Origin of the sequence: Haloglomus salinum (genome assembly GCF_024298825.1) — an archaeon.
In the GTDB taxonomy this organism is placed as follows: domain Archaea; phylum Halobacteriota; class Halobacteria; order Halobacteriales; family Haloarculaceae; genus Haloglomus; species Haloglomus salinum.
In genome coordinates this window covers 691,353-715,676 of sequence record NZ_CP101153.1, presented here as the reverse complement: position 1 = coordinate 715,676, position 24,324 = coordinate 691,353, and the positions used below count along the sequence as shown (strand labels likewise).

Here is a 24,324-nt window from a genome sequence, read left to right as displayed (position 1 = left end):
CAGACAGCATGGCAGGAGCAGGACTGCTCTCCGAGTTCGGCACGCGCTATCTCATCAGCGTGGTGCTCGTCACGCTGCAGGTGAGCCTCGTCGCCGTCGGCATCAGCACCCTCATCAGCCTCGCTATCTCGCTGACGATGGGCTTCGTCGACTTCCGCGGCAAGCGTGTGGTCGAGACGGTCATCAACACGGGGATGGGCTTTCCCAGCGTCGTGGTCGGACTGGCGGTCCTCCTGCTCCTGTCGAACCAGGGGCCGGTCGGCGGGGGGTTCGCCGTCGGTCCGCTCCGCTTCGGCGGTGTCGAACTCCTGTTCACGAAGGAGGCGATGGTCGTCTCCCAGTGCATCCTCGCCGTGCCGGTCATCACGAGCGTCTCGCTGTCGGCCATCGAGGACGTGGACGAGTCGCTCCGGGACGCCGCTTTCGCCGCCGGGGGGACCCGCCGCGACGTGCAGCTTGCGGTCCTCCGGGAGGCCCGCTACGGTATCATCACCGCTATCCTCGCGGGGTTCGGTCGTGCCGTCAGTGAGGTCGGCTCCGTCCTCATCGTCGGCGGCAACATCGCTATCCGAAACCAGTCGGGCGAGCTCGTCTCGCTCACACGCACCCTGACGACCGCCATCACCATCGAGGCCCGCCGTGGCCAGTACGAGGTCGGCATCGCGCTCGGCGTGGTCCTGCTGGCGCTCGCGCTCGGGGTCAACGCCGTCGGCAACGTGGTCCGTGCTCGGGGGGAGCACTCGTGACCGCGAGCGGCCCCGACACGGGCGCCGCCCACGGCCGCCGGGATGCCGAGCCGACCGACGCGTCTGGGACCGACGCGTCCCCCGCCGCGGACGGCACGCGTGTCGTCGCGGATGGGGTGACCTACGGCTACGCGGGGAGCGACGGCCAGCAGCACGTGCTCTCGGACACCAGCCTCGCCGCCGAGCCCGGCGAGGTCGTCGCGCTGGTCGGGCCTTCGGGGACCGGGAAGACGACGCTCCTGCGGCTACTCGCGCTGTTCGATCCGCCGGACGAGGGACGGCTCACCGTCGACGGGCGTGACGTCTGGACGCTCGGCGACCGGGAGCGCCTGCGGCTCCGCCGCCGTATCGCCTTCGTCTTCCAGGACCGCTCGCTGTTCACCGGCAGCGTCGCCCGGAACGTCGCGTACGGACTCACCGTCCGCCGGTCGTGGCGCGAGCGCGCCGCCCGCTGGCTCCGGGGGCTGGTCGCCCCCCCCGACTCCCCCGAGCGGGTGACCCGTGCCCTCGAGACGGTCGGCCTGGGGGGGATGGCCGACCGGAATGCCCGCTCGCTCTCGGCCGGCGAGGCCCAGCGGGTCGCCGTCGCCCGTGCGCTCGCGACCGACCCGGCCGTGATGCTGCTGGACGAGCCCACTTCCAACCTCGACCCCCGGAACACCGACGCCATCGAGACCGCCGTCGCCGACGCCCGAGACCGCGGCATCGCCGTCGTACTCGCCACCCACGATATGGCGCAGGCGCGCCGCGTCGCCGACCGGAGCGCGGTCATGCTCGACGGGACGGTCATCGAACAGGGCCCGACCGAGGAAGTGTTCGACGACCCGGACGACGACCGGGCCCGCGCGTTCGTCCGGGGCGAGCTCGTCTACTGAACGCGGAACTGCTCACGGTTACACTCCCCCGGCCGCGTATCTGTGTAGGGTTCCTGACAAGGGACATGTGGTGGCGGCCGCTACCGGGCGGTAATGGCCACTGCCGAGGTATTCGGACGGCGGGTCGCGCTCCGGTTCGACCGCGGCGAGGTCGCCGGCGCGCTGGGGGATTCGATTACGGTCCTCCCGCTCGTCGTGGCGCTGGGCGCCCTGACCGACGCCTCGCTCGGCCTGGTGTTGCTCGGGTTCGCGGTCTTCCAGGTCGTCTGGGGTCTCCACTACGGCCTGCCGATGTCCGTCGAGCCGATGAAGGCGCTCGCCGGCCTGGCTATCGCCGGGACGCTCGGCTACGGCGAACTCGTCGCTGCCGGCCTCCTCGCCGGCGGCGTCCTGCTCGTCGCGGGCGCGACCGGGCTCGTCGGCCGTATCGCTCGCCTCGTCGGGCGCCCGGTCGTCCGCGGAGTGCAGTTCGCGGTCGCGCTCCTCCTGCTCGTCGCGGGCATCGAACTCGCGGCCGGCGCGCCCGTCGTGGCAGCCGGTGGCGTCGCCGTCGCCGCCGGCGCCGCGCTCGTCGACCGTCGCGCACCCGCGCCCGCGGTGCTACTCGCGGGCACGCTCGCGGCGCTCTACGCCGTCGGCGGGACGCCGACAGTCGCGTTTCCCACGCTCTCGGCGTTCCCGACCCCGATGGTCACGCAGGACGCGCTGACCGGCCTCGCCGGCCAGCTCGCCATGACCGTCGGTAACGCCGCCGTCGCGACGGCGCTTCTGGTCGAGGACCTCTACAGCCGCGACATCTCGCCCGACGGCCTCGCCCGGAGCATGGGCGTCACCAACCTGCTCGCGGTGCCGCTGGGCGGGGTGCCGATGTGTCACGGCTCCGGTGGCCTCGCCGGCAAGCACGCCTTCGGCGCGCGGACCGCCGGCGCGAACATCGTCCTCGCGGCCCTCTACGCCGGTGCCGCGCTGGTCGCCGGCCTCTGGAGCGGCTTCCCGATGGCCGCCCTGGGCGTGCTGCTCGTCCTCGTGGCGGTCCACCTCGGCCGCGTGGCGCTCGAATCGGTCGAGACGCCCGCCGAGGGCGCGGTGGTCGTCGGGACCGGCGCCGCCGCGCTCCTCGCGAACGTCGGCATCGCCTTCCTGCTGGCCGCCGGCGGACACGCGGCATACGATCGACTCCGTGAACGGACGACGGCGGGCGAAGCTTGATTGCCCGGACGGACGATGCCCCGTCCATGCCCGACCCCGAAGACGCCCCCGAGGACGACATGTCGGTGAAAGCCGACGCGGACGCCGAGGACGCCGACCCCTCGGCCGTCTCGGCTGACGCGGCCGATGTGACCGACGACGGCGCACCCGGCCCGGACTACGAGACGGGCATCTACGCCCGCGAGTCGCCGTACCTCGACCGCCACGTCCAGCTGGGCGTCGCGAGCGAGAAGCTCATCAACGTCTCCTTCCCGGCGGAGCCCAACGAGGGTGCGGAGGACGAGTACCCGCTGTTGAAGCGCCTCTTCGCCTATCTCGAGGGGAAGAAGGACCAGTTCGAGGACGTGGATATCGCGCTGACGGTGCCGACCGAGCAGCGGACCGTTCTAGAGGCACTCCGGAACGTCCCCTACGGCGAGGACGTCTCCGTCGAGCGGCTGGCGCGGCTGGCCGGCCTCGATGACGACGATGGGGACGACCTCCAGACCGTGCGGATGGCGCTGGACGCGAACCCCGTCCCGATTGTCGTCCCGGACCACCGGGTCCGGGACGGCCCGAGTTCCGCGCCACCGAAGGTCGAGCAGAAGCTCCGGTCGCTGGAGGGGCTGTAGCGGCGAACCCGCGTCAGCCGCCGAACGGCGGCTCCAGGTCGAGCCCCTCGTAGGCGACGAACTCGACGGCGTTGACCAGGTAGTGGGCGACCACCACCACGAGGAGACTCCCCGTGATGACGTAGCCGGCCGCGAGCACGAATCCCAGTAGGCCCGTTACGACGATACCGACGGGGCCCTGTGCGCCGTGCCCCAGTGCGAACGCGGCCGACGAGGCGAGTGCGAGGAGCCAGGGCGACCAGCCAAAGCCCGTCGCCATGACGCCGACGAGTGCCCCCCGGAAGAGGAGCTCCTCGAAGCCCGCGATGAGCGGCAGGACCACGCCCAGCAGGAGCACCCAGCCCCCGGCCGAGTCGGGGGCGAGCAGCGCACGGAGGTCCTCGCTGGGGTCGCGACCCAGCGCGCTCGCGGCGGCGCCCGCGACGCCGTTGGCCAGCGAGAGCGCGATGCCGAAGCCTACGCCGACCGCGAGCGCGTCGAGACCGACATCGCCGCTCCCGGCGCCGAACGCGCTCGCCGGGATGCCGGTGTACCACGCTCCAGCGAGGAGGAGGAGTCCGAACAGCCCCTGCGAGAACGCGACGTTGACCAGCAGGACGACCGGGGACATCGACGACGAGCTGGCCATCGACGCCTCGAGCGGACTCGCGGGCGCGGGCTCCGGGGCATCACCGGCGTCGAGGTGGTCGGCACCGTCATCCAGCCGGTCGAGCCAGCGCACCTCGCCCGGCGTGGCCGGCGGCGTACCGACGGCTCCCTGTGAGGCGCGCGCCAGAAGAAGCAGCAACAGCGTGACCGCGACCGCGACGCCCGCGAACGCGGCCCACCGCACCTTACTGCGGCGAGGGGGAACCGCTCGACCGGCCGACCTGCCGGTCCAGCGCGGAGCCGGTGATGTTCTTCAGCCGGTCGACAAGCGAGTCCTTCTCGGGCTCGCCGGCCAGCGCGACCTCCAGCACCTCGCTGATGTGCGTGACCGGGATGATCTCGATCTGGTCCTTGAACTCCTCCTCGATCATCACGTCCTGCTCGTTGGCCGCGGGGATGATGACCCGGTCGAGGCCCGTCTTCGCGGCGGCCTCGATTTTGTGGGTCACGCCCCCGACCGGCAGCACGTCGCCACGGACCGACAGCGAGCCGGTCATGGCGAGGTCCTGCTCGACGGGGATGTCCTCCAGCGCGCTGATGACCGCGGTGGCCATCGTGACGCTGGCGGAGTCACCCTGCACGCCCTCGTAGGACATGACGTACTGGATGTGGATGTCCTTCTTGCCGATGTCCTCGTCCGAGAACTTCTTGATGATGGCCGAGACGTTCTGGACGGCCTCCTGGGCGATGTCCTGCAGGTTCCCGGTGGCGATGACCTCACCGGCACCCTGTGCCGGTGTGACCTCCGCCATGACGGGCATGACGATACCGGAGTCCTCGCCCATGACGGCGAGCCCGTTGACGCGCCCGACGACCTGGCCCTCCGAGACGGAGAGCTCGTAGTCCTTCCGGCGCTCGATGTAGTCGTCGGCGAGCTGCTGCTCGATGGAGCGACTGCGGCGCTTGGCCTGCAGCACGTGGTCGCGGGTGGTGAACTCGGCGTTCTCGGCGCGAGCGATGTCGCCTGCGACCCGCACGAGGCCGCCGAGGTTCCGCAGTTCCAGCGTGAGGTGCTCCTTCCGCCCGGCACGCCGCTGGGCCTCGAGGATGACCTCCTCCATCGCGCCCTCGTCGAACGCGGGGAGCCGGCCGTCCTTCTCGACCTCCTGGGCGATAAAGCGGGCGTACTTCCGGCGCATCTCCGGGGTGTCACGGATGGTGTCGTCCATGTACACCTCGTAGCCGTACCCCTTGATGCGGGAGCGCAGTGCCGGGTGCATGTTCTCCATCGCGTCGAGGTTGCCCGCCGCGACCATCACGAAGTCACAGGGGACGGCCTCGGTCTGGACCATCGCGCCCGAGGAGCGCTCGGACTGGCCCGTGATGGAGAACTCGCCCTCCTGGATGGCGGTCATCAGCTTCTGCTGGGACCGGATGTCCAGGGTGTTGATCTCGTCGACGAACAGCACGCCCTTGTTGGACTTGTGGATGGCGCCCGCTTCGACGCGGTCGTGGCTGGGGGTCTCCATCCCGCCGGACTGGAACGGGTCGTGCCGGACGTCGCCGAGCAGTGCGCCGGCGTGCGCGCCGGTCGCGTCCTCGAACGGCGCGGTCTGCTGGTCGGCGTTGTTGACCAGCAGGTTCGGGATCATCGCGTCGCTGCCCCGCGAGGAGTAGCGGAACGCGAGGTAGATGACACCCGCCGCGAGGATGCCGAGCAGGAGTTGCCCGGCGATGAGCAGCGAGTAGCCGAACACGACGGCGATGATGATCCACATCAGGAAGCTCCGCATCTGGTTGCGCTTCCTGGCCTCCTCCTTGTGTGCTTCGACGATCTGTTCGCCCTTCCCCGCGGGCACGGTCCGGACCTTCGGCTCGTTGCCGTCGTCCGGGTTGTGGTAGACGAGGATGTCCTGCAGGTCCTCCTTCGGGAGGAGCTGGGACATCGCCTTCGCGAGCATCGACTTGCCCGTTCCGGGCGAGCCGATCATCATGACGTGGCGGCGCTGCTTGGCCGCCTTCAGGATGATGTCGCGGGCGTCGTCCTGCCCGATGACCTGGTCGACGAGGCGGTCGGGGACCTCGATGTCGTCGGTCGAGGTGATCTGGAGGCCACCGAGCAGCCCGTCCTCCTCGTCGGCTTCGACCTCCGCGCCGGCCTCGACGGTGACATCGCTCCCGAGGTCCGACCCGTCCGTCAGTTCGTCGGACTCGTCCGCGGGCGCCGGCGGCCCGCTCGGGGTCTCGCTCTCCTCCCGGTCGAGCGGGATGCCCGGGTCGGGGTGCTCCTCCTCGGGCACCTCGTCCTCGGACCCGCGACCGGGGTGCTCATCCGCGTTGTTGTCATCGCTCATAGAACCGTTGCTATCACCGCTAGCGAAGGGCCTTCAACTGATATACTTTCTCCCACCTGGTGGCTGCCGTACACGCGCAAACCGGGCGGAAGCGGCCCTCTCGCGAGTTTCCGTGCGAGCCGCTGTCGGCGCCCCACGGCGCTTCCCGTGGACCGGCCAGCGAGCGAGGTCGCGTGCGGTCGTCGCATGCGACGGCGACCCGGGGTGCTTATGAATGGGGCCACACAATCGGCCGAGGAGACAGGATGGCAACCAGTCGAGGGTTCTACATCGGGCGATTCCAGCCCTACCACGAGGGTCACCAGGCGATGGTCGAGCGCATCGCTCGGGACGTGGACGAACTCGTCCTCGGCATCGGGAGCGCCGACCAGTCGCACACGCCCCACGACCCGTTCACCGCCGGCGAACGGGTGATGATGATCACGAAGGCCACCCAGGAGATGGATCTCCTCACCTACGCGGTCCCCATCGAGGACCTCAACCGCAACGCGGTCTGGGTGAGCCACGTCCAGTCGATGAGCCCGAACTTCGACGTGGCCTACTCCAACAACCCGCTCGTCATCCGCCTGTTCGAGGAGGCCGGCATCGAGGTCCGCCAGTCCGAGATGTACCGCCGCGACGAGTTCCAGGGCACCGAGGTCCGCCAGCGCATCATCGACGGCGGCGACTGGCAGTCGCTCGTCCCCGACCCCGTGGTCGACGTACTCGAGGAGTGTGACGGCGTGGCCCGCCTGCGACAGGTCGCGGACTCGGACGACCCCGAAGAGTAACAGCGGGATATCGTGTGGTTATGGCATTGTTTGCCTTCTAAAAACCTACAAAATAGTGTTGCAGGACGTTTTCGACATAGGTTCGGAGTATATTCGGCTAATCTGGCGGGTCGAAGACATGCATTGCCGTTAGCCGCGGTACGGGACCCTGTCGGTAGGCTTGTCGTGCGTAGGTACTGGATTGGCTTGGTGAGTTTGCTGCTGACAGCACCGATAGGGAGCTGTTGAGACAGGGAGCTGTTGAAAGCCCCCGCGGGCTCGGGGGGCCGGGCCTCGCTGCGCTCCTCGGCCTCCCTGCGGTCGGCCTGCGGTGCTTGCGTCGTCCGGGCCCCGCCGAGCCCGCGGCCCCTTTCAGTCCCGCCCTGTGGCTGTCCGAGGTCGCGTCCACACCATGCTAGCTCGGTGTGTGCGCCCCGTGGAACGGACAATCTCGGGTGGGAATGGAAGGGGCTGGCCGCCTCGACCCGGCCCGGCCGATGCAAGCACCGCAACGAGCGACCGAAGGGAGCGACGTGAGGAGCGCAGCGAGGCCCGGCCGGGTCGAGCGGTCAGGGGCTTCCGAGGTGGTTTCTTCCAGGGAGATATTGACTACACCTCCCTCCAACTACGTCCCCTATAGCTCCCGGCGGTCCCGCCGCGAGGAACCGCTGTACTCGGTGGGCAGGTCCACGTCGTCGGGTGCGGGCATCCAGAAGTAGTCGAAGGCGATTCCGGTCGCCAGCGGGAGGACCACCGTCAGGCCCATGACGGCAGCCGGGTTGCCCAGGTCCGGGCCGAGCCCCACGCCGCCGAGGACGATGGTGAGGGTCGTCAGGACCAGCGTTCCCAGCAGGACGGCGTACAGTGCCGCGCCCCAGCGGGTGTTGAGCCGGACCCTGAAGAAGCGGGTCAGCAGGGCGGCCGCCCCCGAGTTCACCCCGAGGATGACGAGCAGGCCGACCACGTCGGCGGTAGAGATCATTCGCCCGCACGTACGGGCCCGGGGTGTATCAGTCCCTCGGCGTCGCCGCTGGCCGATACGGGACCGGCCGAGTACGAGTGATAGTGTATAGCCAACTGACCGCTAAATTAAGGTAGATTGGAACCGTAACCGGCGTATGTCTGACAGCAACACCGACTCTTCTCCGAGGTCCGGCGCCACCGCTCCGGAGACGACCGTCCTCATCGTCGACGACGAGGCGGCGATGACCGAGATTCTCTCGACCTGGGTCGGCGAGCGCCACGCCACGCTCGTCGCCGCCGACGGCCAGGAGGCGCTGGATGTCGTCACCGGGGACGTGGACGTGGTTCTCCTCGACCGGCGGATGCCCCGGATGGGCGGTGACGAGTTCCTCCTCGAGCTGAAAGAGCAGGGCTACGACGCCCGCGTCGTCATGGTGACCGCGGTGGACCCTGGGCCGGATATCGTCAGCCTCCCGTTCGACGACTACATCACCAAACCCGTCACGAAGGACGTGGTGCTCAACGTCATCGACCGGATGCTCCACCTCCGGAAGGCGGGGAAGGCGGTCCGCGAGTACCACTCGCTGGAGCGCCGACGCGACGTGCTCCGAACGGCGCGACAGACAACCGGTGTCTCGGACTCGGAGGCGTTCGAGTTGCTGACGCGCCGGCTCGAGGCGGCCGCGAAGGACGCCGGCGCCGGACTGGCGTGGCTGAAGGAGGACTACTACGAGACCGACAGGTGACTGGTTCTCGGCGGTGTCAGAGACGGTTCGAGCGTCCCGGATGCGACGAACTCACGCCCCGAGCAGGTCCCGGACCCGCTCGATATCGCCGTCCATCCGTTCGAGGAGGTCCCAGACCCCCTCCCGGGCCTCGTCGTCCACGGTCGCCAGAACCATCCCCTCGTCGGGCTGGCCGTAGACGACACCCGCGTCGTCCGGCGCCACGGCGAGCGCCGGGAGCGCGGCGAGGTCCTCCTCGCCCTCCGTCACCTCGATGACCGTCGACTGGCCCTCGCCGGCGGTCGCGCGGTCGAGCGCGGCCCGGAGTTCCTCGAGGAGGCCCGCGGTCAGGGTGCCGGCCGGGTTCCGGACCCGGACGTGGTGGTCGAACGCTCCCGTATCGATGGCGTCCCGGACCTCCGCGGTGACGGCTTCTCGCTTCGTCTTCCCGTCGACCAGCGCGACGGCCGGCCGGGTGTGGCCCAGCAGGAGGTGGTAGGTGACGATGTCCCCGACAGCGATGAGCGGGCTTCCCGACTGGCCCAGCAGTTCGTCGGCGTCGGTGTAGATGGGGCCGAGTGGGTCCTTCAGCTCGCCACGCATCGAGTCGGGCAGCGAGAGGACGACCCGGGGCTGGCCGGGGTCCGGGGAGTCGCCGGTGGCGCCGTTCGCATCCCCGCCGTCGGCCATTATCGGACCTTGAGGGCGTACTTGCCCGGCTCGGTCACGCCCATCTCTTCGGCGATCTGTGACTCCTCGGGGTGAGCGATGATGACGTAGCCGGCCCAGTCCTCCGTGACGGAGGTCGAACCGCAGGCGGGACACTGCTCCCCATCGTCCGTCTCGAGGACGCGGTGGCACTCGCGGCAGACGAGTCGGTCGGCCATCTAATCACCCGCCTGGCCCTGCTGGGCCCGGCGCTTGCGGTCCTGCTCGAGCCACTCGTGCTTGCCCAGTCCGGGCTGCTTGGCCGTCAGGCCGATCTTCGAGTCGCGCGGGTTGCGCTCGTCGATGCTCTTGGTGACGATGCGTGCCCGCACGGAGTCTCCCACCGAGAGGACGCGGCTCGAATCCCGCGAGGCGAGCTGCTGGTTCTCCTCGTCGTAGGCGAGGTACTCGTCGTCGATCTGCGAGACGTGGAGCAGCCCGTCGACCGGGCCGATACCGACGAAGGCGCCGAAGTTGACGACCTCGACGACCTCGCCGTCGACGACCTCCTGCATCTCGGGGTCGAACGTCAGCGCATCGAACTCGGCCTCGTAGTAGACGCCGGGGCGGTTGGGGAGGACGGCGCCGGTGCCGATGTCGTGGATGTCGATGACGCTCACGACGGAGCCGACGTCCTCGTCCATCCGGCCCTCCAGTTTGTCCTGCAGGAGTCGTTTCACCAGGTCGGGGGAGACATCCGCCAGATGCTCGGGTGGCACCTCGACGGTGTCCTTGAGTCGAACGCGTTTGTACATTGGTTGTATCGTGTGTGGTCCGGGTGTCGTGTTCTCGTGTGCAACCGGGAGAGTCGCGGCGTTACGGCTGAGTGAGCGCGAGTTCGTTTCGCCCGCGTAAACCGATTACGGGTACGTCGCGGGCCAGCAGGCGGTCGCGCAGGTCCGCATCGTTCGTCGCGACGCAGTCGACGGTCGTCCCCTCGTCGGGGTCGCGAGTGGCGATTTCGACGACGGCGTCGTCGGCGTACTGCTCGACGTGGGCGACCTGCTCGCAGCGGTCGGCGAGGTCGCGGCCGACGCTCGCGGCGACGCCCTCCTCGCCTTGCCCCTCGCTGAGCTTCTCCAGCTCGGCGACGCACGCGGCGGGAACGACCGGTTCCGGGTCCTCCAGCACCCGGTCGAGTTCCTCGAAGACGCGAACGTCGCACTCGACGGGCATCATGAGCGCGTTGGTGTCGAGCAGGACCGAGGTCATCCTATCGCAGCGTCCCCACGCCGATGAGTCGCCAGCGCGAGCCGACACGGCGATTGATGGCGATCTTGGCCCCCTCCTGTGCGCAGACGGGCCGCTTGAGCGCGACCTCGCACTCCTCGTCGCGGGCGCTGGTGACGGAGCCGACGGTCGTGGCGGTCCCGACGGTCAACATGAGGGGCTCGCCCGTCGAGATGGGCTCGATCTCCTCGGCGTCCTCGCCGACGACGCGGTCGAGCAGGTCCACGTCCATGACGAACGAGTCGCGGGTCGGTGGGAGCGACCCCGGCGGCCCGGCGACCTGCCCGGCCAGCGCGTCGCCCTTCGTGAACGAGGGGTCCAGTCCCGTGCCGACGCCGATGAGGCCACCCGGCGTGGCCTCGTCGACGGATTCGCCGCCGGCCTGCAGCGACCGGACGGTGGTCTCGACCGGCCGGTACTCGGACTGGCCGCCCTCCTCGACCTCGCGGCCCGGGCGGATCTCCATCTCGTCGTCGACGTGGAGGCGACCCTGCGAGAGCGACCCGCCGACCACACCGCCCATCAGCCCACCGGCGTCCGTGCCGGGGCGGTTGATGTCGAACGAGCGTGCGACCTGCAACCGTGCGTCCGCGTCCGCGTCGCGCTCGGGCGTCGGAATCTGCTCCTCGATAGCGTCGATGAGGACGTCGATGTTGACGTCCTGTTGGGCGGAGACGGGGACGATGGGGGCGCCCTCGGCGACGGTTCCCTCGATGAAGTTCTCTATCTGCGTCTTGTTCTCGAGGGCGGCCTCGCGGTCGCGGACCAGGTCGATCTTGTTCTGTGCGATGACGATGTTGTCGATGCCGATGATGTCCAGCGCCATCAGGTGCTCCTCGGTCTGGGCCTGAGGCACCGGCTCGTTCGCGCCGATGACCAGCACGGCGCCGTCCATGATGGATGCGCCCGACAGCATCGTCGCCATCAGCGTCTCGTGGCCGGGGGCGTCGACGAACGAGACCGTCCGGACGACGTCGGTCTCCTCGCCGTCGACCTCCTCTGCCACCGTGTAGCACTCGGGCGAGTCGGCGCCCGGAATCCGGCGGAAAGTGGCGTCAGCGTACCCGAGGCGGATGGAGATGCCGCGTTTCATCTCCTCGGAGTGCTGGTCGGTCCACTCCCCCGAGAGCGCCTGCACCAGGGTCGTCTTCCCGTGGTCGACGTGGCCGACCAGTCCGATGTTCACCTCCGGTTGTCGGTGTGTGTTCGACATCAGTAATATACCGGGTATCATCCCCTGCAGCGTATAAGGGTACCGGACCGGGACTCCTGCCGAACGGCAGTGTCGCCGCCGGCTCCGCGGGTCGGCGCACGAGCGACGGACGCGCGGTGGCCGGGTGCTGGTTCCAGCGGCGCGGTCCGTGGCCTCACTCCGGCGCGTCCGGGTCGTCGGGGACCGCCGGGAGCCGGACCTGGAGCGTCGCGTCGGTGGCGCCGACGAGGAGCTCACCGTCGCCGTGGGTGACGGTCCACTCGAGGCACCAGAGCGCCAGCCCCTCGGCGTGGTTGAGCGGGGTCTCGACCCCCTGGCCGACCGCTTCGAGGTCGAGGGCCGGCAGGCCGTCGCGGTCGTCCTCGATGGTGAGGAGTATCGCGTCCCCCACGTCGCCCGCGGACGGCTCCCGGGAGACGGTGACGTCGATACGGACGGGGCCCTCGTTGTGGGCGGCAATCTGGTCGACGACGTCGGCCAGGGCGACCGGGAAGGAGGCGGTCCCGTGCGCGACCGGCGTCGCGCCGTCGGGGACGTGTAGCGCCACGGTCGCGTCCGGCTGGGCGGCCCGGACGCTCTCGAGCGCCGACTGCAGGCAGTCGGGGAAGCGCAGGGTGGTCCGCTCGGAGGGGTCCTCCGAGAGGAGTTGCTGGATGCGCTCTGTACGCTCCGAGAGCGTGGCGAGCGCGAGCGCCGTCCGCTTGATGACCTCGAGCTCCTCGCGCAGGGCCTCGTCGTCGACGCGCTCGGCCAGGAGCTCCGCTCGCCCGGCGACGTTGTTGACGTCGTTCCGGACGTTGTGCCGGAGGACGCGATTGAGAACGCTCACCATCGTCGAGCGGGTCTCGAGCGCCACGTTGGTGGCCTCGAGTGCCTTCTTCGTCTCCTCGATCTCCTCGATCCGCTCCCGGAGGGTGTCGCCCATCCGTTCGAGGGTCCGGTTGAGGTCACCGAACTCGTCGGGCCGGTCGGTGTCGAAGGCCACGTCGTACTCGCCCCGTTCGATCCGCTCCGCTCGCCCGGAGACTGCGGCCAGCGCGCTGTTCACGTCCCGCCCCAGCCAGCTCACCACGCCGAACAGCCCGACCAGTACGATGCTGAAGATGATGCCGATCCACATCCCGACCTGTCTGGTGATGGCGTAGGCCTCGCTGACCGGGGCGTGCTCGAGGACGACCCAGTCGGTGCCCTCGACCGGGGCGTAGGCGACGACGTACTCCCCCGTGGCCGACTGTTCGTACTGCGGGGCGTCCACGAACCCCGATTCACCGCGGAGCCCACTGCTGACCGCAGGGGCCCGGAGCGGTCCAGGGGTGTACTGGTGGAGCATCGCCGAGCGGTTGTCGGCGAACACGACGGTTCCGTTTGAGTCGACGACGCGCGTGAACCCGCCCGCGACCGGGTGCTCGAACCGGTCGAAGATGCTCGTGGCGTCGACGGTGACGACCAGCAGGTGGCCCGGTGCCTGACGGATGGGCGTGATGAACCCGACGACCGTCGTCCCGTCCCGGGACTGGTGGGGGCGCGTGATGCGGACATCGTCGAAGCTCTGGAACGCAAATCGTTCCTGCCACGGCAGGTCGGCAACCGGCGTCCCCTCCAGCGCCGGCGCAGCGCTCGTCTCGACGACGAGGTCCCGCCGGTCGAGGACGTACGCACCGACGAGATGCGACTCCTCGCGGCCCGATACCCGTTGCTGGAGGTAGTCACGGACCTTGGTCTGGTTTCCGGTCGCGTAGACGGGATGCTCCGAGAGGACCCGTGCGGCCAGCCGGTTCTGACTGCTCCACTCGGTGAGCTCGCCGGCCTCGGCGTTCGTGGCGGCGGTCATGGACCGCTCGACGTTCTCCCCCAGCAGGGCGCCAACCTGGAGGTACAGGCCGACGGCGGCCGTGCCGCCGATGAGGAGCACCACCAGCAGTGCTGCGGCAAGCTTCCGGCGGTACGAGGTCCGGACGACACTGGCGACCCGCCGAACGCCGGGTATCGAGGGGCGGTCGCTACTCATCGCTTCGCTCCGGTACCGCAGTGGGCCGTATCGAGCGACACGGCCCGGACGTCACGGAACGGGTCATGTGGCCTCACCGAGCTGTTCCAGGTACGACCGGGCGACAGTGCCCGGTTGGTGGTCCTCGACGAGTACCCGCCGATTGAGGCGGCGGATAGTCGACCCGTCCAGGGCCGCAGCAATCGGTGCCAGCGTCTCCAGAATCTCCGGATAGGACTCGGCGGTCGGCGCGTGGACTGTGGGCATCGGCTGGTACGGGAGGAAGTAGTCCCGGTCGTCGTCGAGTTCGACGACCGACGGCCGGTCGAGCTGGGGGTCGGTCGCGAAGCCGCTCGCGACCTGCACCCGGCCGTCCCGCAGCAGTTCGTACGTGAGTCCGGCGGAGGTGACGATGAACGTCCCGGCCTCCAGGTTCGTCCGCACCTCCGAGTCGATGCCGTAGTAGTCGGCCACGCCGTTCCAGGCGTCCTCTCGGTGGTAGAAGTCCTCGTTGAGCGCGATACCGAAGTCGGTGTCGCCGTCGTCGATATGGTCGGCGAGCCCGCCGATGGTGGTGACGCCGGTCCGCTCGCTCCACTCCCGGTCGGCGACCAGCACCCACTCGTTCGAGAAGGGGGCCGGCTCGCCCATCCGGACGCCCTGCGCCCGGGCGTCCGCAGCGACGAGTTCGTAGAGCCGCTCCGGCTCCGTAATCCGCTCCGTGTGTCGGGGCGGGAGCCGACTCCAGGCGGTTCCGGTGTACTCCCAGTAGAGGTCCTTCGTGCCGGCGACGACGGCCTCCCAGTTCGCCAGCGAACCACCGTACCCGATTTCGTTGACGACCTGAATGCCATCGACGTGCTGGAGTCGTTCGTAGGCAAGGGAGCCGAGGATCTCCTGTTCGGCGAACGGTTTCGAGCCGACACGGACCGTCGTCCGGGGCTGGTCACGGACGCCGACATGGATACACCCCCCGAGCGGGCCCCCCACGAGGGCGAGGCCGAGCGCGCCCCCTCGCTCGAGGCAGCCACGCCGTGTCTTCGACATGGTACCAGGTGTCACGAATCGGGTATAAATCCGACCCCATGAAATGTAGCCATAGTTACATAAAGCGGCTTCAGCGAACGCTTTACTGGGTGGGTCGTCTTGGCACACCCATGAGCGACGAGGCCAGCGCGACCGAGGACTCCATCCTGCAGTGCGAGGAGTGTCTCCCACCGGCGGACGCCTTCGCCATCGTCGGGAACGAGACACGCTTACATATCCTGGAGGCGCTGTGGGCGGCCGACCGGCCCGCGGCGTTCTCGGACCTGCGGCGCGCGGTGGGGATGCGCGATTCGGCACAGTTCAACTACCACCTGGACAAACTCCGGGGCCAGTTCGTCCGCAAGACCGACGAGGGCTACGAGTTCCGCCAGGCGGGGAAGGCCATCGTCCGTGCGGTGCTGGCAGGGACGTACAACCAGGACCCGGAACTGGAGCCGTTCCCGGTCGAGGGCGACTGTGTCGCCTGCGGCGGCGGTCTGCAGGCCTCCTACCGCGACGAAGCGTTCCTCATCATGTGTGTGGAGTGCGAGCGGCCACACGGTACCTACCCGTTCCCACCCGGAGGGCTGGAGGACCGGTCCCGCGAGGAGGTGCTGTCGGCGTTCAACCAGCGGGCCCGCCACCTCGCCTGCCTCACCGCCGACGGGGTCTGCCCGGAGTGTAACGGGCGCGTGACGACCGAACTCGTCGAGCCCGACGAGCTGCCCGCCGACAAGGTGAAACCCATCGCCGAGCAGGACCTGTTCGTCATCCACGAGTGCGAGCGGTGCAACAACCACATCGTCTCCTCCGTCGGGCTGACGCTCCTGGACGACGCCGAGGTCGTCTCCTTCTACCGGGACCACGGTATCGACCTGAACACGGTCCGCTTCTGGACGCTGGAGTGGTGCATCAGCGACCGCTACCTGGAGGTCCTCTCCCGGGAGCCGTGGCGGCTCCGGGTGACGGTGCCGCTGGGCGACGAGGAGCTCCGGGTCACCGTCGACGGCGACATCGCCGTCCAGCACACCGAGCGACGGGCACGGACGAGCGACGCGGCGACGGAGTCGGCGGCCCCGACCGATGCCGGCGACACCGAGGAGCCGCTCGGGACGCAGGATGCGTGACCTCCGACGGTGGCTGTCGACGGCCACCCGCTCGCTGGCGGTCGACATCGCGGGGCGGGAGCGCCGGCAGGCGGCGCGCTCGCGCATCCGGGCGCTCCTCGTCGACCTGCTCGTCCTGGGCTGTGTCCTGCTCGTCGCCCTGCTCGTGGTGGCCGTCGCCGGCCTGGCTATCGGCGTCACCGTCTCCCACGGGCAGAGCGTTCCGGTCGTCGTCGCGGCGTGGACGCTGCTGATGGCGCAACTCGCGTTCGTCCCGCTGGTGGCGATGCGGGTCGGGACCGCCGTCTACACCCGGCTCGGTTGACGCCGCCGTCCCGGTCGCTCCGGACGCATCGGCCCCCGACATAAGACCCCCGCCCGTATCCGGGGCACGAGACTTATCAACACACACCACCCAACCGCCGGCTATGAGTTCAGACACCGGGCCGACTGGCGGCAGCATCGACACCGTCGGGTCGGGAGGAGTCCGCGACGAGGAGGACGACTCGGCAGGAGCGGCGGCCGACGAGGAGGTATCGGACCTGCCGCTGGCGCCCTACCCGCCGAACCTCGGGAATCCGAAGCTGCATGCCCTCCGACAGGTGCAGGACCCCATCGGGTTCAGCGACCGGGCCGCGGCTGTCCGTGACGTCTACCGCGTCTGGCTCCCCGGTCTCGGTGACCTGACGCAGGTCACCCACCCCGACCACATGAAGCGTGTCATGCTGACCGACCGCGAGAAGTTCCGCAAGTCCGACGACTTCGGCATCGCGTTCGGCGACGGCCTGCTGACCGTCGAGGGCGAAGAGTGGGCCCAGCAGCGCAAGACCCTGCAACCGCTGTTCGTCCGCGAGAGCGTGATGGGTCACGCCGAGACGATGGTCGAGCAGGTACAGCGCCGCGTCGGTCGCTGGGAGGGTGGCCAGCAACTCGACCTCCAGTCGGAGATGACCGACCTGACGCTGGACGTGCTGTTCGCGGCCATCCTGGGGCGTGAACTGGCACTCGACGGCGATGAGAACATCCGCGAGGGTGCCGAGGCGCTGCACGACTGGTTCCTGCCTACCTCCTACCCGCTCCCGCGCTGGATGCCGACGCCCGCCCGCCGACGGTTCAGGCAGGGCAAGAAGACACTCCAGAAGGAGGCCGACCGACTGCTCGACGAGGCCGCCCGGAACCCGCCTGCGGACCCGGGGGAGGCCGACGACCTGATGAGCCTCCTCGTCGGCCTCCGGGAGTCCGGCATGGCCGACTCGGGGATGTTCACCGACGAGGACCTCCGCGACCAGATGGTCACCATCATCTTCGCCGGCCACGACACCACCACCACCTCCCTGACGTTCGCGCTCTGGGCGCTCGCCGAGCACCCCGACATCCGCGAGCGGTTCCACGCGGAGGTGGACGCGCTGGACGGTCCGCCCACGGCCGAGGACATCGAGGAGGGGCGGCTGGAGTTCACCGACAAGGTAGTCACCGAGACGCTCCGCCTGTTCCCGCCCGTCTACGCGCTCCCTCGTGTCGCCGACCAGGACGTGCAGTTCGACGGCTACCGCGTCCCCGAGGGCGAGCGCATCGGCGTCCTCATCCGCCGTATCCAGCGCGACCCGCGGTTCTTCGACGAGCCCGAGGAGTTCGACCCGGACCGGTGGACCGACGAGTTCCGGCAGAACCTCCACGACTTCGCCTACGCGCCGTTCGGCGGTGGCCCACGCATCTGCATCGGCCGCCAGTTCGCGCTGCTCGAGGCCAAACTCTCGCTGGCCACCATCGGACGGAACTACGAACTCTACTACCTCGGCGAGGAGGGCGACCACGACGGCCCGCCGCTCTCGCCACAGATGACGCTCCGGATGAAGGAGGGCCAGGAGTTCCTCGTCACCGAGCGCTGACGCCCCGCTGGTCTTCCTGCTTGCGCCGCCCGGTTCCTCTCCGATTGGTTACAGAAGGAGGGTCCAGTAAACTCGCATACAGAAATGTAATTCAGATTACCATTATGGTCGTCCGGGTCCTGGGTACGAGTGAAGACAGATGCGAACCGAACACCCCTCCACCCCCGGCACGACGACGGTATCGAGCGGCAACCACCACCGGAGCCGCGCCCTCCTGACGGCGCTGGCGCTCGCGGTCCTGGCACCGCTGGCGCTGGTCGGCGCGCTGTTCGCCGTCGGCGTGGCCGCCGCAACCGGCCCGCTCGGTGCGGGCGTTGCTGCGGTGGCCCTGTTCACGGTGCCGGTCCTGCTGCCGTGGGTCGCCGTCCGCGGCGTGGTCACGGCGATGGAGCACCGACAGGCACGGTGAGCGCGGGTCCTCCGTGCCCCGGAGAACTAACTCGGCGCCGGTCGACGGCCCAGCCATGCCTTTCGACCCCGACCGTGTGGAGACGCTGACCTTCGACTCGTACGGCACCCTCGTCGACGTGGCCGCCGTCGAGGCGGCGCTCGCGAACGTCGACGGCGTGACCGACCCCGAACCTGTCTCGAACCACTGGCGCTCGCGCTCGCTGCTGTACACGATGGTCGCGAACGCCATCGACGCCTACCAGCCGTTCTACGAGCTGAACCGGGCCGCGCTGACCCACGCGCTCGCCGCCCACGGCGTCGAGACCGATGCCGCCGAGCGCGAGGCCGTCCTCGAGACCTACCACGGCCTCGACGTGTTCGACGACGTGGCCGACGGCATCGCCGCACTCGCCGCCGACTACGACTGCTACGTCGTCTCCAACGGGAACCCGGATATGCTCGATTCGATGGTCGAGGCGGCGGATATCGGCGACGTCATCGAGGATACCATCAGCGCCGACGAGGTCGAGAGCTTCAAGCCCGACGCTGAAATCTACCGCCACGCCGCCGCCCGAACCGGGACCCCCATCGACCGCATCGCACACGTCTGTGGCCCCTTCTTCGACGTGTACGGCGCGATGAACGCCGGGATGCAGGCCGTGCGGGTCGCCCGCGGCGGCGAGCCGTGGGACGACTTCGCCGGTGACCCGGATTTGACGGTCGACGACTTCCACGCGCTGGCTGCGGAACTCGGCGTCTGAGGCCGCGCCGAGGCCGCAACCTTTTCCTCGCCGCTACGAGTGCCGGACGGCGTGGCACTACCGCCGGTCACGCCCGGGATGCTGGCCGTGTTCGCCATCATCCTCGTGGCGCTGGTCCTGTTCGCGACGGAGCCGGTCCCTATCGACATCACGGCCATCGGGGTGATGGTCTCGCTGATGGTGCTCGGGACGGCCGGCCCACTGGACCTGACCGGCATCTCGCCCCAGCAGGGCATCTCGGGGTTCGCCTCCGGCGCGACCATCACGGTGCTGGCGATGTTCATCCTGAGCGCCGGCGTCCAGCGGACGGGCGTGGTCCAGATTCTCGGCCGGAAGCTGTCCTCGCTGACCGGCGAGAGCGAGACGCGACAGCTCGGGGCCACCATCGGCGCCGTCGGCCCCATCTCCGGGTTCATCAACAACACCGCCGCCGTCGCCATCCTCCTCCCGATGGTGACCGACATCGCCCACGAGGGACGGACCTCGCCGTCGAAACTACTGCTCCCGCTCTCGTACGCCTCGATGTTCGGCGGTACCCTCACCCTCATCGGCACCTCGACCAACATCCTCGCCAGCGAGGTGGCCGCGGACCTCGGGGTTCCGAACGCGCCGTTCTCGATGTTCCAGTTCACCGCGCTCGGCATCCTCGTCAGCATCGCAGGCACCATCTACCTGTTCACGCTGGGCCAGTACCTCACGCCCGAGCGCATCAAGGCCCGCGAGGACCTGACCGAGGAGTTCGAGATGGGCGAGTACCTGACGGAGGTGACGGTCCGAGAGGATTCCCCCATCGTCGGCGACACCATCCGGGACGCGCTGGTGGAGACGGACTTCGACGTGGACATCGTCCAGCTCATCCGCGGCGACGAGGTGTTCCTCGAACCGCTCGGGCCGAAGACCATCCAGCCCGGCGACATCTTCGCGCTGCGGACCGACCGGGACACGCTGGTCGAGATCATGGACGTCGACGGGCTGGACCTGGTCGCCCGCACCGTCGACGAGGCCGAACTGGAGGCCGCGGAGGAGGGCCGGGAGAACCTCGTGGAAGTGGTCGTCGCCCCTGGCTCGTTCCTCGTCGGCGAGACGCTCGCGACCACCAACTTCCGCCAGCGCTACGACGCCAGCGTCCTCGCCTTCCGCCGTGGGCCCGAACTCATCCGCCAGCGGATGGACCGCACTCGCCTCAAGGTGGGTGACACGCTGCTCATCCAGGCCACCGCCGACTCCATCGAGCGCCTCGCCGACCGCCGGGACTTCATCGTCGCCCAGGAGGTCGAGCGCCCGGACTTCCGGCAGTCACGCATCCCGGTCGCGGTCGGCATCGTCGCTGCTGTCGTCGGCGTCGCCGCGCTCGACATCCTCCCCATCGTCGTCTCGGCGCTCGCTGGCTCGCTGCTGATGGTCCTCACCGGCTGCCTGAAGCCGACCGAGGTGTACGAGGACGTCCAGTGGGACGTCATCTTCCTGCTCGCGGGCGTCATCCCGCTAGGAATCGCCATGGAGCAGACCGGTGGTGCCGACTTCATCGCCGAAGGCATCGTCATCGCTGCCGGGTCGCTGCCGCTGGTGGCGGTCCTCGGCCTGATGTACGTCGTCACGGCCGTCCTGACCAACATCATCTCCAACAACGCCGCGGTCGTGCTGATGATCCCGGTCGCGTTCGAGGCCGCGCTCCAGATTCAACCGAGCGCCGCGTACCCGTTCGTCCTCGCCGTGACGTTCGCCGCCTCGACAGCGTTCATGACACCCGTCGGCTACCAGACCAACCTGTTCGTCTACGGCCCCGGCGGCTACCGCTTCACCGACTACCTCCGCGTGGGCACGCCGCTGCAGATACTGCTCGCTCTGGTGACGACGGCCGGCATCTCGGTTCTGGTCGGGGTGTGAGCGGAGAGGGAGCGAAACGCTTTCCCACCGGCTTCCAGTAGAGTTCCCTGCGGGACCGTGGGTTAGCATGGTATACTTCGGGCCTTGGGTGCCCGTGACCCCGGTTCAAATCCGGGCGGTCCCATCGTTCTCATTCCGGTGCGGAGGTCACCGTGCGACCATCCTCCTCGCGGGGGGCGCCGCGACCTGTCGCGACCCGAATGCCACATCGTCGAACGACCGGTCCCGGACCGACGCGAGCAGGCGGCTTCGCCCGGCTGTCGGTTCACGAACCGGTCTGCCGTGGTGTCCACCCTCAACCACACGGATGACCGCCGTGTTGTCGGCCGTCGGTGACGTGTGCCGTGACCCCCCGCTCAATCGAGGTCGTACCGGTAGACGTAGTCGTTGAACAGCGAACCCAGGTAGAGGTCGCCGTCGTACTCCGTCGCGGAGGTGACACCGAAGACGCCGCCAGCGGGGTCGTGGAGCGAGTCGACGACCTCACCGGACTCGTCGACGCGGAGGACGAGCCCGTACGCGTCGCCGCTGACCTGCTGGAGGACGGACTCGGGCAGCTTGCCGAGCTGTCGTTTCACCCACGGACGGCGCTGGAGCGCCTCCAGCGATTCGTCGCGCATGCTGGGGATGGCGACCCAGTAGCCACCCTCGCTGGCCACGTCGACGTTGTCGGGGTAGCCGGGGAGGTTGTCGACGAACACCTCGTCCTCGCCGGCGCGGTCACCCTCGACCCAGTAGCGGCGGATGCGGTAGCGCGAGGTCTCGTTGACCAGCAGCGACTCCCCGTCGGGGCCGGGCGCGACGCCGTTGGCGAAGCCCAGTCCCGTCAGCTCGACCGTCGTCTCGCCCGTCTCGAGGTCGTAGCTCAGCAGGCGGCCGGTGTCCTGCAGCTCGAACAGTTCGTCCTGGAAGATGTCGTGGACCGTCGCGTCCGTGACGTAGACGACGCCGTCGTGGACGTAGAGGTCGTCGGCGAACTGGGTGTGCTGGCCGGCGGCGCTGTCGGTGAGCGTCTCCACGTCGCCGTCGGGCGAGACGCTCACGAGGCCGGCGTCCTCGGCGGCGACGATGAGGTCCGAGCCCGGCTCGCCCTCGTCGATACCGTCCGCGAAGACGAGGCCGAGCGGGCGGCCGCCGACGCGGGCGAACGGCTCGACCGGGCAGTCCGTGCGGCCATCGACCGGTTCGACGGTGCGGTAGACGACGCCGTCGTCGGCGCCGGTGTAGCACCGCCCCTCGGCGTCGAACGCGGTGTCCTCCGGGCCGTCGGCGGTCAGCACGCGGTCGGCGTCGGCCAGCGCGTGGTCCGGCTCCAGTGCGCCCGCCATCGGGGGCGGGTCGGGCGGGTGCCAGCCGACGGGGTCGAGGCGTGAGTCGGCGAGCGAACCGGCGGCGGCGACCGCGCCGAGCAGGAGTCCGCCCGTCGCGAGCGGATGTCGACGGAGTGGTCCGAGCATACGCTTGCCTCTCGTGGCGTCCTCAAGAAAGTAGGCATATGGGGGGTGAGTCGTGCTGGACGGCGGCCCGAAGGGTCGCTCCATCGCCTCAGAGGCCGACGGGGATGACGCCGAGGCCGATGCCGAGACCGAGCGCGACCGCGAGGATGAGGGCGAAGAGCAGTGCGACTTTCAGGAACCAGGTCACACCGACCTCGGACCCGTTCGTGGTACCGCGACTGCCGTGGCCGGAGGAATCCATGCTACGATGTCCTGTACGACCGGCAATAAACCCGACGGCCGCCACGCTCGCGGTGTGGTGCTCGAAGCGGACGGCGTCGGCGCCATGCTCGGCGACGAACCGTCAGGTGGGGGACGTCCCGGCATCCGCGGTCAGTCGTGCTCTCGTTCGGTCGGTGGCGGTTCCGCACGGTCGATGACAGCAGCCCCTCAGTCGAGATGTTCGACGGTGGTCGTGGCGTTCCCGACGAGGTGGTGTTCCAGCGTCCGGGCGACCGCCTCGGGGTCCACGGCGTCAGGTGAGACCCCGCGGGCTCGCGCGACGCTCCCTACGGTCGCCGGGTCGAACGGCACCCCCAGCGCGTCGTAGACGGATGCCAGCACGGGGGCGACCGCTGCGTGGTCGCGCACGACGAGGATGCCACCGACGCGGGCCACCTCCCCACCGACGCGCTGGGCGATGCCGCATAGCTTCCCGTCGGCCGATAGCGAGTGCGCGCCCGGGCAGAACGAGTCCGGCGGTTCACCGCGCTCGGCGTCGACGCCGCAGTCGGCCAGCGCGGCTCTCACGAGCGAGACGACCTCGTCGTAGCGTTCCTCGATGCCCGTTCGGAGTTCCTCGATGGGTTCGACGCGCGTGAACGCGACCGTGTTCCCCGTGTAGGCGACTGCACGCCCACCGGTCTCGCGCTCGTGGGGCGGGTAGCCGTGGTCCTGGGCGGCCGCGCGCGCCCCCTCGTAGCCCGGCTCCCGCGCGTCGCGCCGGCCGAACGCGACCTGCCGATGGGGGGTCCAGACCCGGACCGCGGGCACGCCGGTCTCGGCGGCATCGGTGACCAGATGCTCCGTGACGGCCCGGTCCTCCTCGATGTCCGTCGCGCGCCCGCGTACGACTCGCATAAGACGGGTGTACGTTCGGGGGGTGGCTACATGCGATTGGCGGGTTCCGGAGAACACCGTTATATGACATTTAATGGGCGTTTCAATCACTTGTTCCGCTTTTTCCAATCATAATTCGATTCTAGGCGATGTTTTCTGGATTCTGTTCGTCAAGGGCCTCCTCCGAAGCCCTCGCGCGGTGCCGGCGTTCCGGCTCCGGCGTGGTGCTCGCGAGATGAACTCGCTCACGGAAGCCGGAGCGGGAGCGCCAGCGCGCGCCCATCGGACTGACGGTGCTGCGCGATTCTCGGTAGTCCACGGGCCGGGAGCGCGTGGCCGACCGCAAGGGAGGCCCGCGCGACTCGGGGAAGGGCAGGGCGACCTGACCGTGACACATCGACGCCCTGGCGGAATCGAAGGGCGAGCGCGCTCAGCGGGCCCCCGGCGACGCAAGGACCACAGGGAGCGAACGGAGTGAGCGACCGAGGACCGCAGCGAGTCGCGGGCCCCTGAGCGCGCGAGGGCTTCGTCGGTGTCCTTTGCTCGTCGGTGTCCTTTGGGTCGCTGTCGTTGGGGAACTCCTTTCGGTCGCTGTCGTCGTTCGAGCGGTCGAGGGCTCCCGAGAGGGTTGCAGCATCTTCCGGGTGCCCGCGAACCGCACGACCGACACACCCATGTTCCGGCACTGTTTACCGCGACCACGACACGCGTTCCCACGGCGAAACCCGTGCGAGACGGCCACAGACGCCGTG

General features: G+C 69.3%; 25 protein-coding genes and 1 tRNA gene. 13 read left to right on the top strand and 13 right to left on the bottom strand.

What is annotated here, in order from left to right:
* The first annotated feature begins 8 nt into the window (after window positions 1–8).
* The 4 genes from NL115_RS03540 (at window position 9) to NL115_RS03525 (ending at window position 3,441) form a co-directional block, all read left to right on the top strand.
* A complete protein-coding gene (locus tag NL115_RS03540) occupies window positions 9–746 on the top strand; it encodes an ABC transporter permease (RefSeq protein ID WP_254831832.1) in 738 nt (245 codons plus the stop codon).
* Window positions 743–1,621 carry an ATP-binding cassette domain-containing protein gene (locus tag NL115_RS03535; protein WP_254831831.1) on the top strand — a complete coding sequence of 293 codons (879 nt, stop codon included), beginning with the start codon at window positions 743–745 and terminating at the stop codon, window positions 1,619–1,621. The genes NL115_RS03540 and NL115_RS03535 overlap by 4 nt, the downstream gene beginning before the upstream one ends.
* A gap of 93 nt (window positions 1,622–1,714) precedes the next feature.
* Window positions 1,715–2,830, top strand: a complete 1,116-nt coding sequence (locus tag NL115_RS03530; protein ID WP_254831830.1) for a putative sulfate/molybdate transporter — start codon at window positions 1,715–1,717, stop codon at window positions 2,828–2,830.
* A 128-nt stretch (window positions 2,831–2,958) separates the two neighbouring features.
* Window positions 2,959–3,441, top strand: a complete 483-nt coding sequence (locus NL115_RS03525; RefSeq protein ID WP_254833145.1) for an MGMT family protein — start codon at window positions 2,959–2,961, stop codon at window positions 3,439–3,441.
* A 13-nt stretch (window positions 3,442–3,454) separates the two neighbouring features.
* On the opposite strand, the gene NL115_RS03520 is transcribed toward NL115_RS03525, so the two are convergent.
* Together NL115_RS03520 and lonB are read right to left on the bottom strand one after the other, a co-directional pair.
* Window positions 3,455–4,273 carry a CPBP family intramembrane glutamic endopeptidase gene (locus tag NL115_RS03520; RefSeq protein WP_254831829.1) on the bottom strand — a complete coding sequence of 273 codons (819 nt, stop codon included), beginning with the start codon at window positions 4,271–4,273 and terminating at the stop codon, window positions 3,455–3,457.
* Window position 4,274: 1 nt separating this feature from the next.
* A complete protein-coding gene (gene lonB / locus NL115_RS03515) occupies window positions 4,275–6,383 on the bottom strand; it encodes an ATP-dependent protease LonB (protein WP_254831828.1) in 2,109 nt (702 codons plus the stop codon).
* Window positions 6,384–6,628: 245 nt separating this feature from the next.
* On the opposite strand from lonB, the gene NL115_RS03510 reads away from it, so the two are divergent.
* Window positions 6,629–7,153, top strand: a complete 525-nt coding sequence (locus NL115_RS03510; RefSeq protein ID WP_254831827.1) for a nicotinamide-nucleotide adenylyltransferase — start codon at window positions 6,629–6,631, stop codon at window positions 7,151–7,153.
* A gap of 613 nt (window positions 7,154–7,766) precedes the next feature.
* On the opposite strand, the gene NL115_RS03505 is transcribed toward NL115_RS03510, so the two are convergent.
* On the bottom strand, window positions 7,767–8,114 hold the full coding sequence (locus NL115_RS03505; protein ID WP_254831826.1) for a DUF7991 family protein: 348 nt from the start codon (window positions 8,112–8,114) through the stop codon (window positions 7,767–7,769).
* A 136-nt stretch (window positions 8,115–8,250) separates the two neighbouring features.
* Between NL115_RS03505 and NL115_RS03500 the strand changes: the two genes are divergently transcribed.
* Window positions 8,251–8,841, top strand: a complete 591-nt coding sequence (locus NL115_RS03500; protein ID WP_254831825.1) for a response regulator transcription factor — start codon at window positions 8,251–8,253, stop codon at window positions 8,839–8,841.
* A 51-nt stretch (window positions 8,842–8,892) separates the two neighbouring features.
* Here NL115_RS03500 and NL115_RS03495 read toward each other — a convergent pair whose 3' ends face one another.
* The 7 genes from NL115_RS03495 to NL115_RS03465 all read right to left on the bottom strand — a co-directional run bounded on the left by NL115_RS03495 (window position 8,893) and on the right by NL115_RS03465 (window position 15,005).
* On the bottom strand, window positions 8,893–9,423 hold the full coding sequence (locus NL115_RS03495; RefSeq protein WP_254833144.1) for a GTP-dependent dephospho-CoA kinase family protein: 531 nt from the start codon (window positions 9,421–9,423) through the stop codon (window positions 8,893–8,895).
* Window positions 9,424–9,509: 86 nt separating this feature from the next.
* Window positions 9,510–9,707 carry a transcription elongation factor subunit Spt4 gene (gene spt4, locus NL115_RS03490; protein WP_254831824.1) on the bottom strand — a complete coding sequence of 66 codons (198 nt, stop codon included), beginning with the start codon at window positions 9,705–9,707 and terminating at the stop codon, window positions 9,510–9,512.
* The gene (locus tag NL115_RS03485) at window positions 9,708–10,283 is read right to left on the bottom strand and encodes a DNA-directed RNA polymerase (protein ID WP_254831823.1); all 576 of its coding nucleotides are present in this window, start codon (window positions 10,281–10,283) and stop codon (window positions 9,708–9,710) included.
* A 61-nt stretch (window positions 10,284–10,344) separates the two neighbouring features.
* Window positions 10,345–10,740 (bottom strand): type II toxin-antitoxin system VapC family toxin, encoded by a 396-nt coding sequence (locus NL115_RS03480; protein WP_254831822.1) that lies wholly within the window; start codon window positions 10,738–10,740, stop codon window positions 10,345–10,347.
* 1 nt (window position 10,741) lies between these two features.
* On the bottom strand, window positions 10,742–11,971 hold the full coding sequence (locus tag NL115_RS03475) for a translation initiation factor IF-2 subunit gamma (protein ID WP_254831821.1): 1,230 nt from the start codon (window positions 11,969–11,971) through the stop codon (window positions 10,742–10,744).
* Window positions 11,972–12,125: 154 nt separating this feature from the next.
* Window positions 12,126–13,979 carry a sensor histidine kinase gene (locus tag NL115_RS03470; RefSeq protein WP_254831820.1) on the bottom strand — a complete coding sequence of 618 codons (1,854 nt, stop codon included), beginning with the start codon at window positions 13,977–13,979 and terminating at the stop codon, window positions 12,126–12,128.
* A 63-nt stretch (window positions 13,980–14,042) separates the two neighbouring features.
* Window positions 14,043–15,005: an ABC transporter substrate-binding protein gene (locus NL115_RS03465; RefSeq protein ID WP_254831819.1), complete on the bottom strand. Its 963-nt coding sequence runs from the start codon at window positions 15,003–15,005 to the stop codon at window positions 14,043–14,045.
* Window positions 15,006–15,115: 110 nt separating this feature from the next.
* On the opposite strand from NL115_RS03465, the gene NL115_RS03460 reads away from it, so the two are divergent.
* The 7 genes from NL115_RS03460 (at window position 15,116) to NL115_RS03430 (ending at window position 21,141) form a co-directional block, all read left to right on the top strand.
* The gene (locus NL115_RS03460) at window positions 15,116–16,111 is read left to right on the top strand and encodes a winged helix-turn-helix domain-containing protein (protein ID WP_254831818.1); all 996 of its coding nucleotides are present in this window, start codon (window positions 15,116–15,118) and stop codon (window positions 16,109–16,111) included.
* Window positions 16,104–16,415, top strand: a complete 312-nt coding sequence (locus tag NL115_RS03455) for a hypothetical protein (protein ID WP_254831817.1) — start codon at window positions 16,104–16,106, stop codon at window positions 16,413–16,415. Before NL115_RS03460 ends, NL115_RS03455 begins: the two co-directional genes overlap by 8 nt.
* A 103-nt stretch (window positions 16,416–16,518) precedes the next feature.
* On the top strand, window positions 16,519–17,979 hold the full coding sequence (locus NL115_RS03450) for a cytochrome P450 (RefSeq protein ID WP_254831816.1): 1,461 nt from the start codon (window positions 16,519–16,521) through the stop codon (window positions 17,977–17,979).
* A 139-nt stretch (window positions 17,980–18,118) separates the two neighbouring features.
* Window positions 18,119–18,388, top strand: a complete 270-nt coding sequence (locus NL115_RS03445; protein ID WP_254831815.1) for a hypothetical protein — start codon at window positions 18,119–18,121, stop codon at window positions 18,386–18,388.
* Between the two features lie 55 nt (window positions 18,389–18,443).
* Entirely contained in the window at window positions 18,444–19,130 is a 687-nt protein-coding gene (locus tag NL115_RS03440) for a haloacid dehalogenase type II (protein ID WP_254831814.1), read from the top strand.
* Between the two features lie 78 nt (window positions 19,131–19,208).
* Window positions 19,209–21,017, top strand: coding sequence for an SLC13 family permease (locus NL115_RS03435; protein ID WP_254833143.1), 1,809 nt, complete (start codon window positions 19,209–19,211; stop codon window positions 21,015–21,017).
* 51 nt (window positions 21,018–21,068) lie between these two features.
* A tRNA-Pro gene (locus tag NL115_RS03430) sits at window positions 21,069–21,141 on the top strand.
* Between the two features lie 232 nt (window positions 21,142–21,373).
* Here NL115_RS03430 and NL115_RS03425 read toward each other — a convergent pair.
* The 3 genes from NL115_RS03425 to NL115_RS03415 all read right to left on the bottom strand — a co-directional run bounded on the left by NL115_RS03425 (window position 21,374) and on the right by NL115_RS03415 (window position 23,593).
* Window positions 21,374–22,474 (bottom strand): SMP-30/gluconolactonase/LRE family protein, encoded by a 1,101-nt coding sequence (locus NL115_RS03425; RefSeq protein ID WP_254831813.1) that lies wholly within the window; start codon window positions 22,472–22,474, stop codon window positions 21,374–21,376.
* Between the two features lie 88 nt (window positions 22,475–22,562).
* Window positions 22,563–22,715, bottom strand: a complete 153-nt coding sequence (locus NL115_RS03420; RefSeq protein ID WP_254823352.1) for a hypothetical protein — start codon at window positions 22,713–22,715, stop codon at window positions 22,563–22,565.
* 188 nt (window positions 22,716–22,903) lie between these two features.
* Complete coding sequence (locus tag NL115_RS03415) at window positions 22,904–23,593, bottom strand: lipoate--protein ligase family protein (protein ID WP_254831812.1); 690 nt, start codon at window positions 23,591–23,593, stop codon at window positions 22,904–22,906.
* Window positions 23,594–24,324: the final 731 nt, after the last annotated feature.

What these genes read in the sequence shown, in the direction of transcription:
- NL115_RS03425 (WP_254831813.1), bottom strand. Translation starts at nt 22,474, where the DNA reads ATGCTCGGACCACTCCGTCGACATCCGCTCGCGACGGGCGGACTCCTG.
- NL115_RS03510 (WP_254831827.1), top strand. Translation starts at nt 6,629, where the DNA reads ATGGCAACCAGTCGAGGGTTCTACATCGGGCGATTCCAGCCCTACCAC.
- NL115_RS03530 (WP_254831830.1), top strand. Translation starts at nt 1,715, where the DNA reads ATGGCCACTGCCGAGGTATTCGGACGGCGGGTCGCGCTCCGGTTCGAC.
- NL115_RS03455 (WP_254831817.1), top strand. Translation starts at nt 16,104, where the DNA reads ATGCGTGACCTCCGACGGTGGCTGTCGACGGCCACCCGCTCGCTGGCG.
- lonB (WP_254831828.1), bottom strand. Translation starts at nt 6,383, where the DNA reads ATGAGCGATGACAACAACGCGGATGAGCACCCCGGTCGCGGGTCCGAG.
- NL115_RS03415 (WP_254831812.1), bottom strand. Translation starts at nt 23,593, where the DNA reads ATGCGAGTCGTACGCGGGCGCGCGACGGACATCGAGGAGGACCGGGCC.
- NL115_RS03475 (WP_254831821.1), bottom strand. Translation starts at nt 11,971, where the DNA reads ATGTCGAACACACACCGACAACCGGAGGTGAACATCGGACTGGTCGGC.
- spt4 (WP_254831824.1), bottom strand. Translation starts at nt 9,707, where the DNA reads ATGGCCGACCGACTCGTCTGCCGCGAGTGCCACCGCGTCCTCGAGACG.
- NL115_RS03435 (WP_254833143.1), top strand. Translation starts at nt 19,209, where the DNA reads ATGCTGGCCGTGTTCGCCATCATCCTCGTGGCGCTGGTCCTGTTCGCG.
- NL115_RS03540 (WP_254831832.1), top strand. Translation starts at nt 9, where the DNA reads ATGGCAGGAGCAGGACTGCTCTCCGAGTTCGGCACGCGCTATCTCATC.
- NL115_RS03420 (WP_254823352.1), bottom strand. Translation starts at nt 22,715, where the DNA reads ATGGATTCCTCCGGCCACGGCAGTCGCGGTACCACGAACGGGTCCGAG.
- NL115_RS03505 (WP_254831826.1), bottom strand. Translation starts at nt 8,114, where the DNA reads ATGATCTCTACCGCCGACGTGGTCGGCCTGCTCGTCATCCTCGGGGTG.
- NL115_RS03450 (WP_254831816.1), top strand. Translation starts at nt 16,519, where the DNA reads ATGAGTTCAGACACCGGGCCGACTGGCGGCAGCATCGACACCGTCGGG.
- NL115_RS03495 (WP_254833144.1), bottom strand. Translation starts at nt 9,423, where the DNA reads ATGCGTGGCGAGCTGAAGGACCCACTCGGCCCCATCTACACCGACGCC.
- NL115_RS03465 (WP_254831819.1), bottom strand. Translation starts at nt 15,005, where the DNA reads ATGTCGAAGACACGGCGTGGCTGCCTCGAGCGAGGGGGCGCGCTCGGC.
- NL115_RS03480 (WP_254831822.1), bottom strand. Translation starts at nt 10,740, where the DNA reads ATGACCTCGGTCCTGCTCGACACCAACGCGCTCATGATGCCCGTCGAG.
- NL115_RS03460 (WP_254831818.1), top strand. Translation starts at nt 15,116, where the DNA reads ATGAGCGACGAGGCCAGCGCGACCGAGGACTCCATCCTGCAGTGCGAG.
- NL115_RS03470 (WP_254831820.1), bottom strand. Translation starts at nt 13,979, where the DNA reads ATGAGTAGCGACCGCCCCTCGATACCCGGCGTTCGGCGGGTCGCCAGT.
- NL115_RS03500 (WP_254831825.1), top strand. Translation starts at nt 8,251, where the DNA reads ATGTCTGACAGCAACACCGACTCTTCTCCGAGGTCCGGCGCCACCGCT.
- NL115_RS03445 (WP_254831815.1), top strand. Translation starts at nt 18,119, where the DNA reads ATGCGAACCGAACACCCCTCCACCCCCGGCACGACGACGGTATCGAGC.
- NL115_RS03485 (WP_254831823.1), bottom strand. Translation starts at nt 10,283, where the DNA reads ATGTACAAACGCGTTCGACTCAAGGACACCGTCGAGGTGCCACCCGAG.
- NL115_RS03440 (WP_254831814.1), top strand. Translation starts at nt 18,444, where the DNA reads ATGCCTTTCGACCCCGACCGTGTGGAGACGCTGACCTTCGACTCGTAC.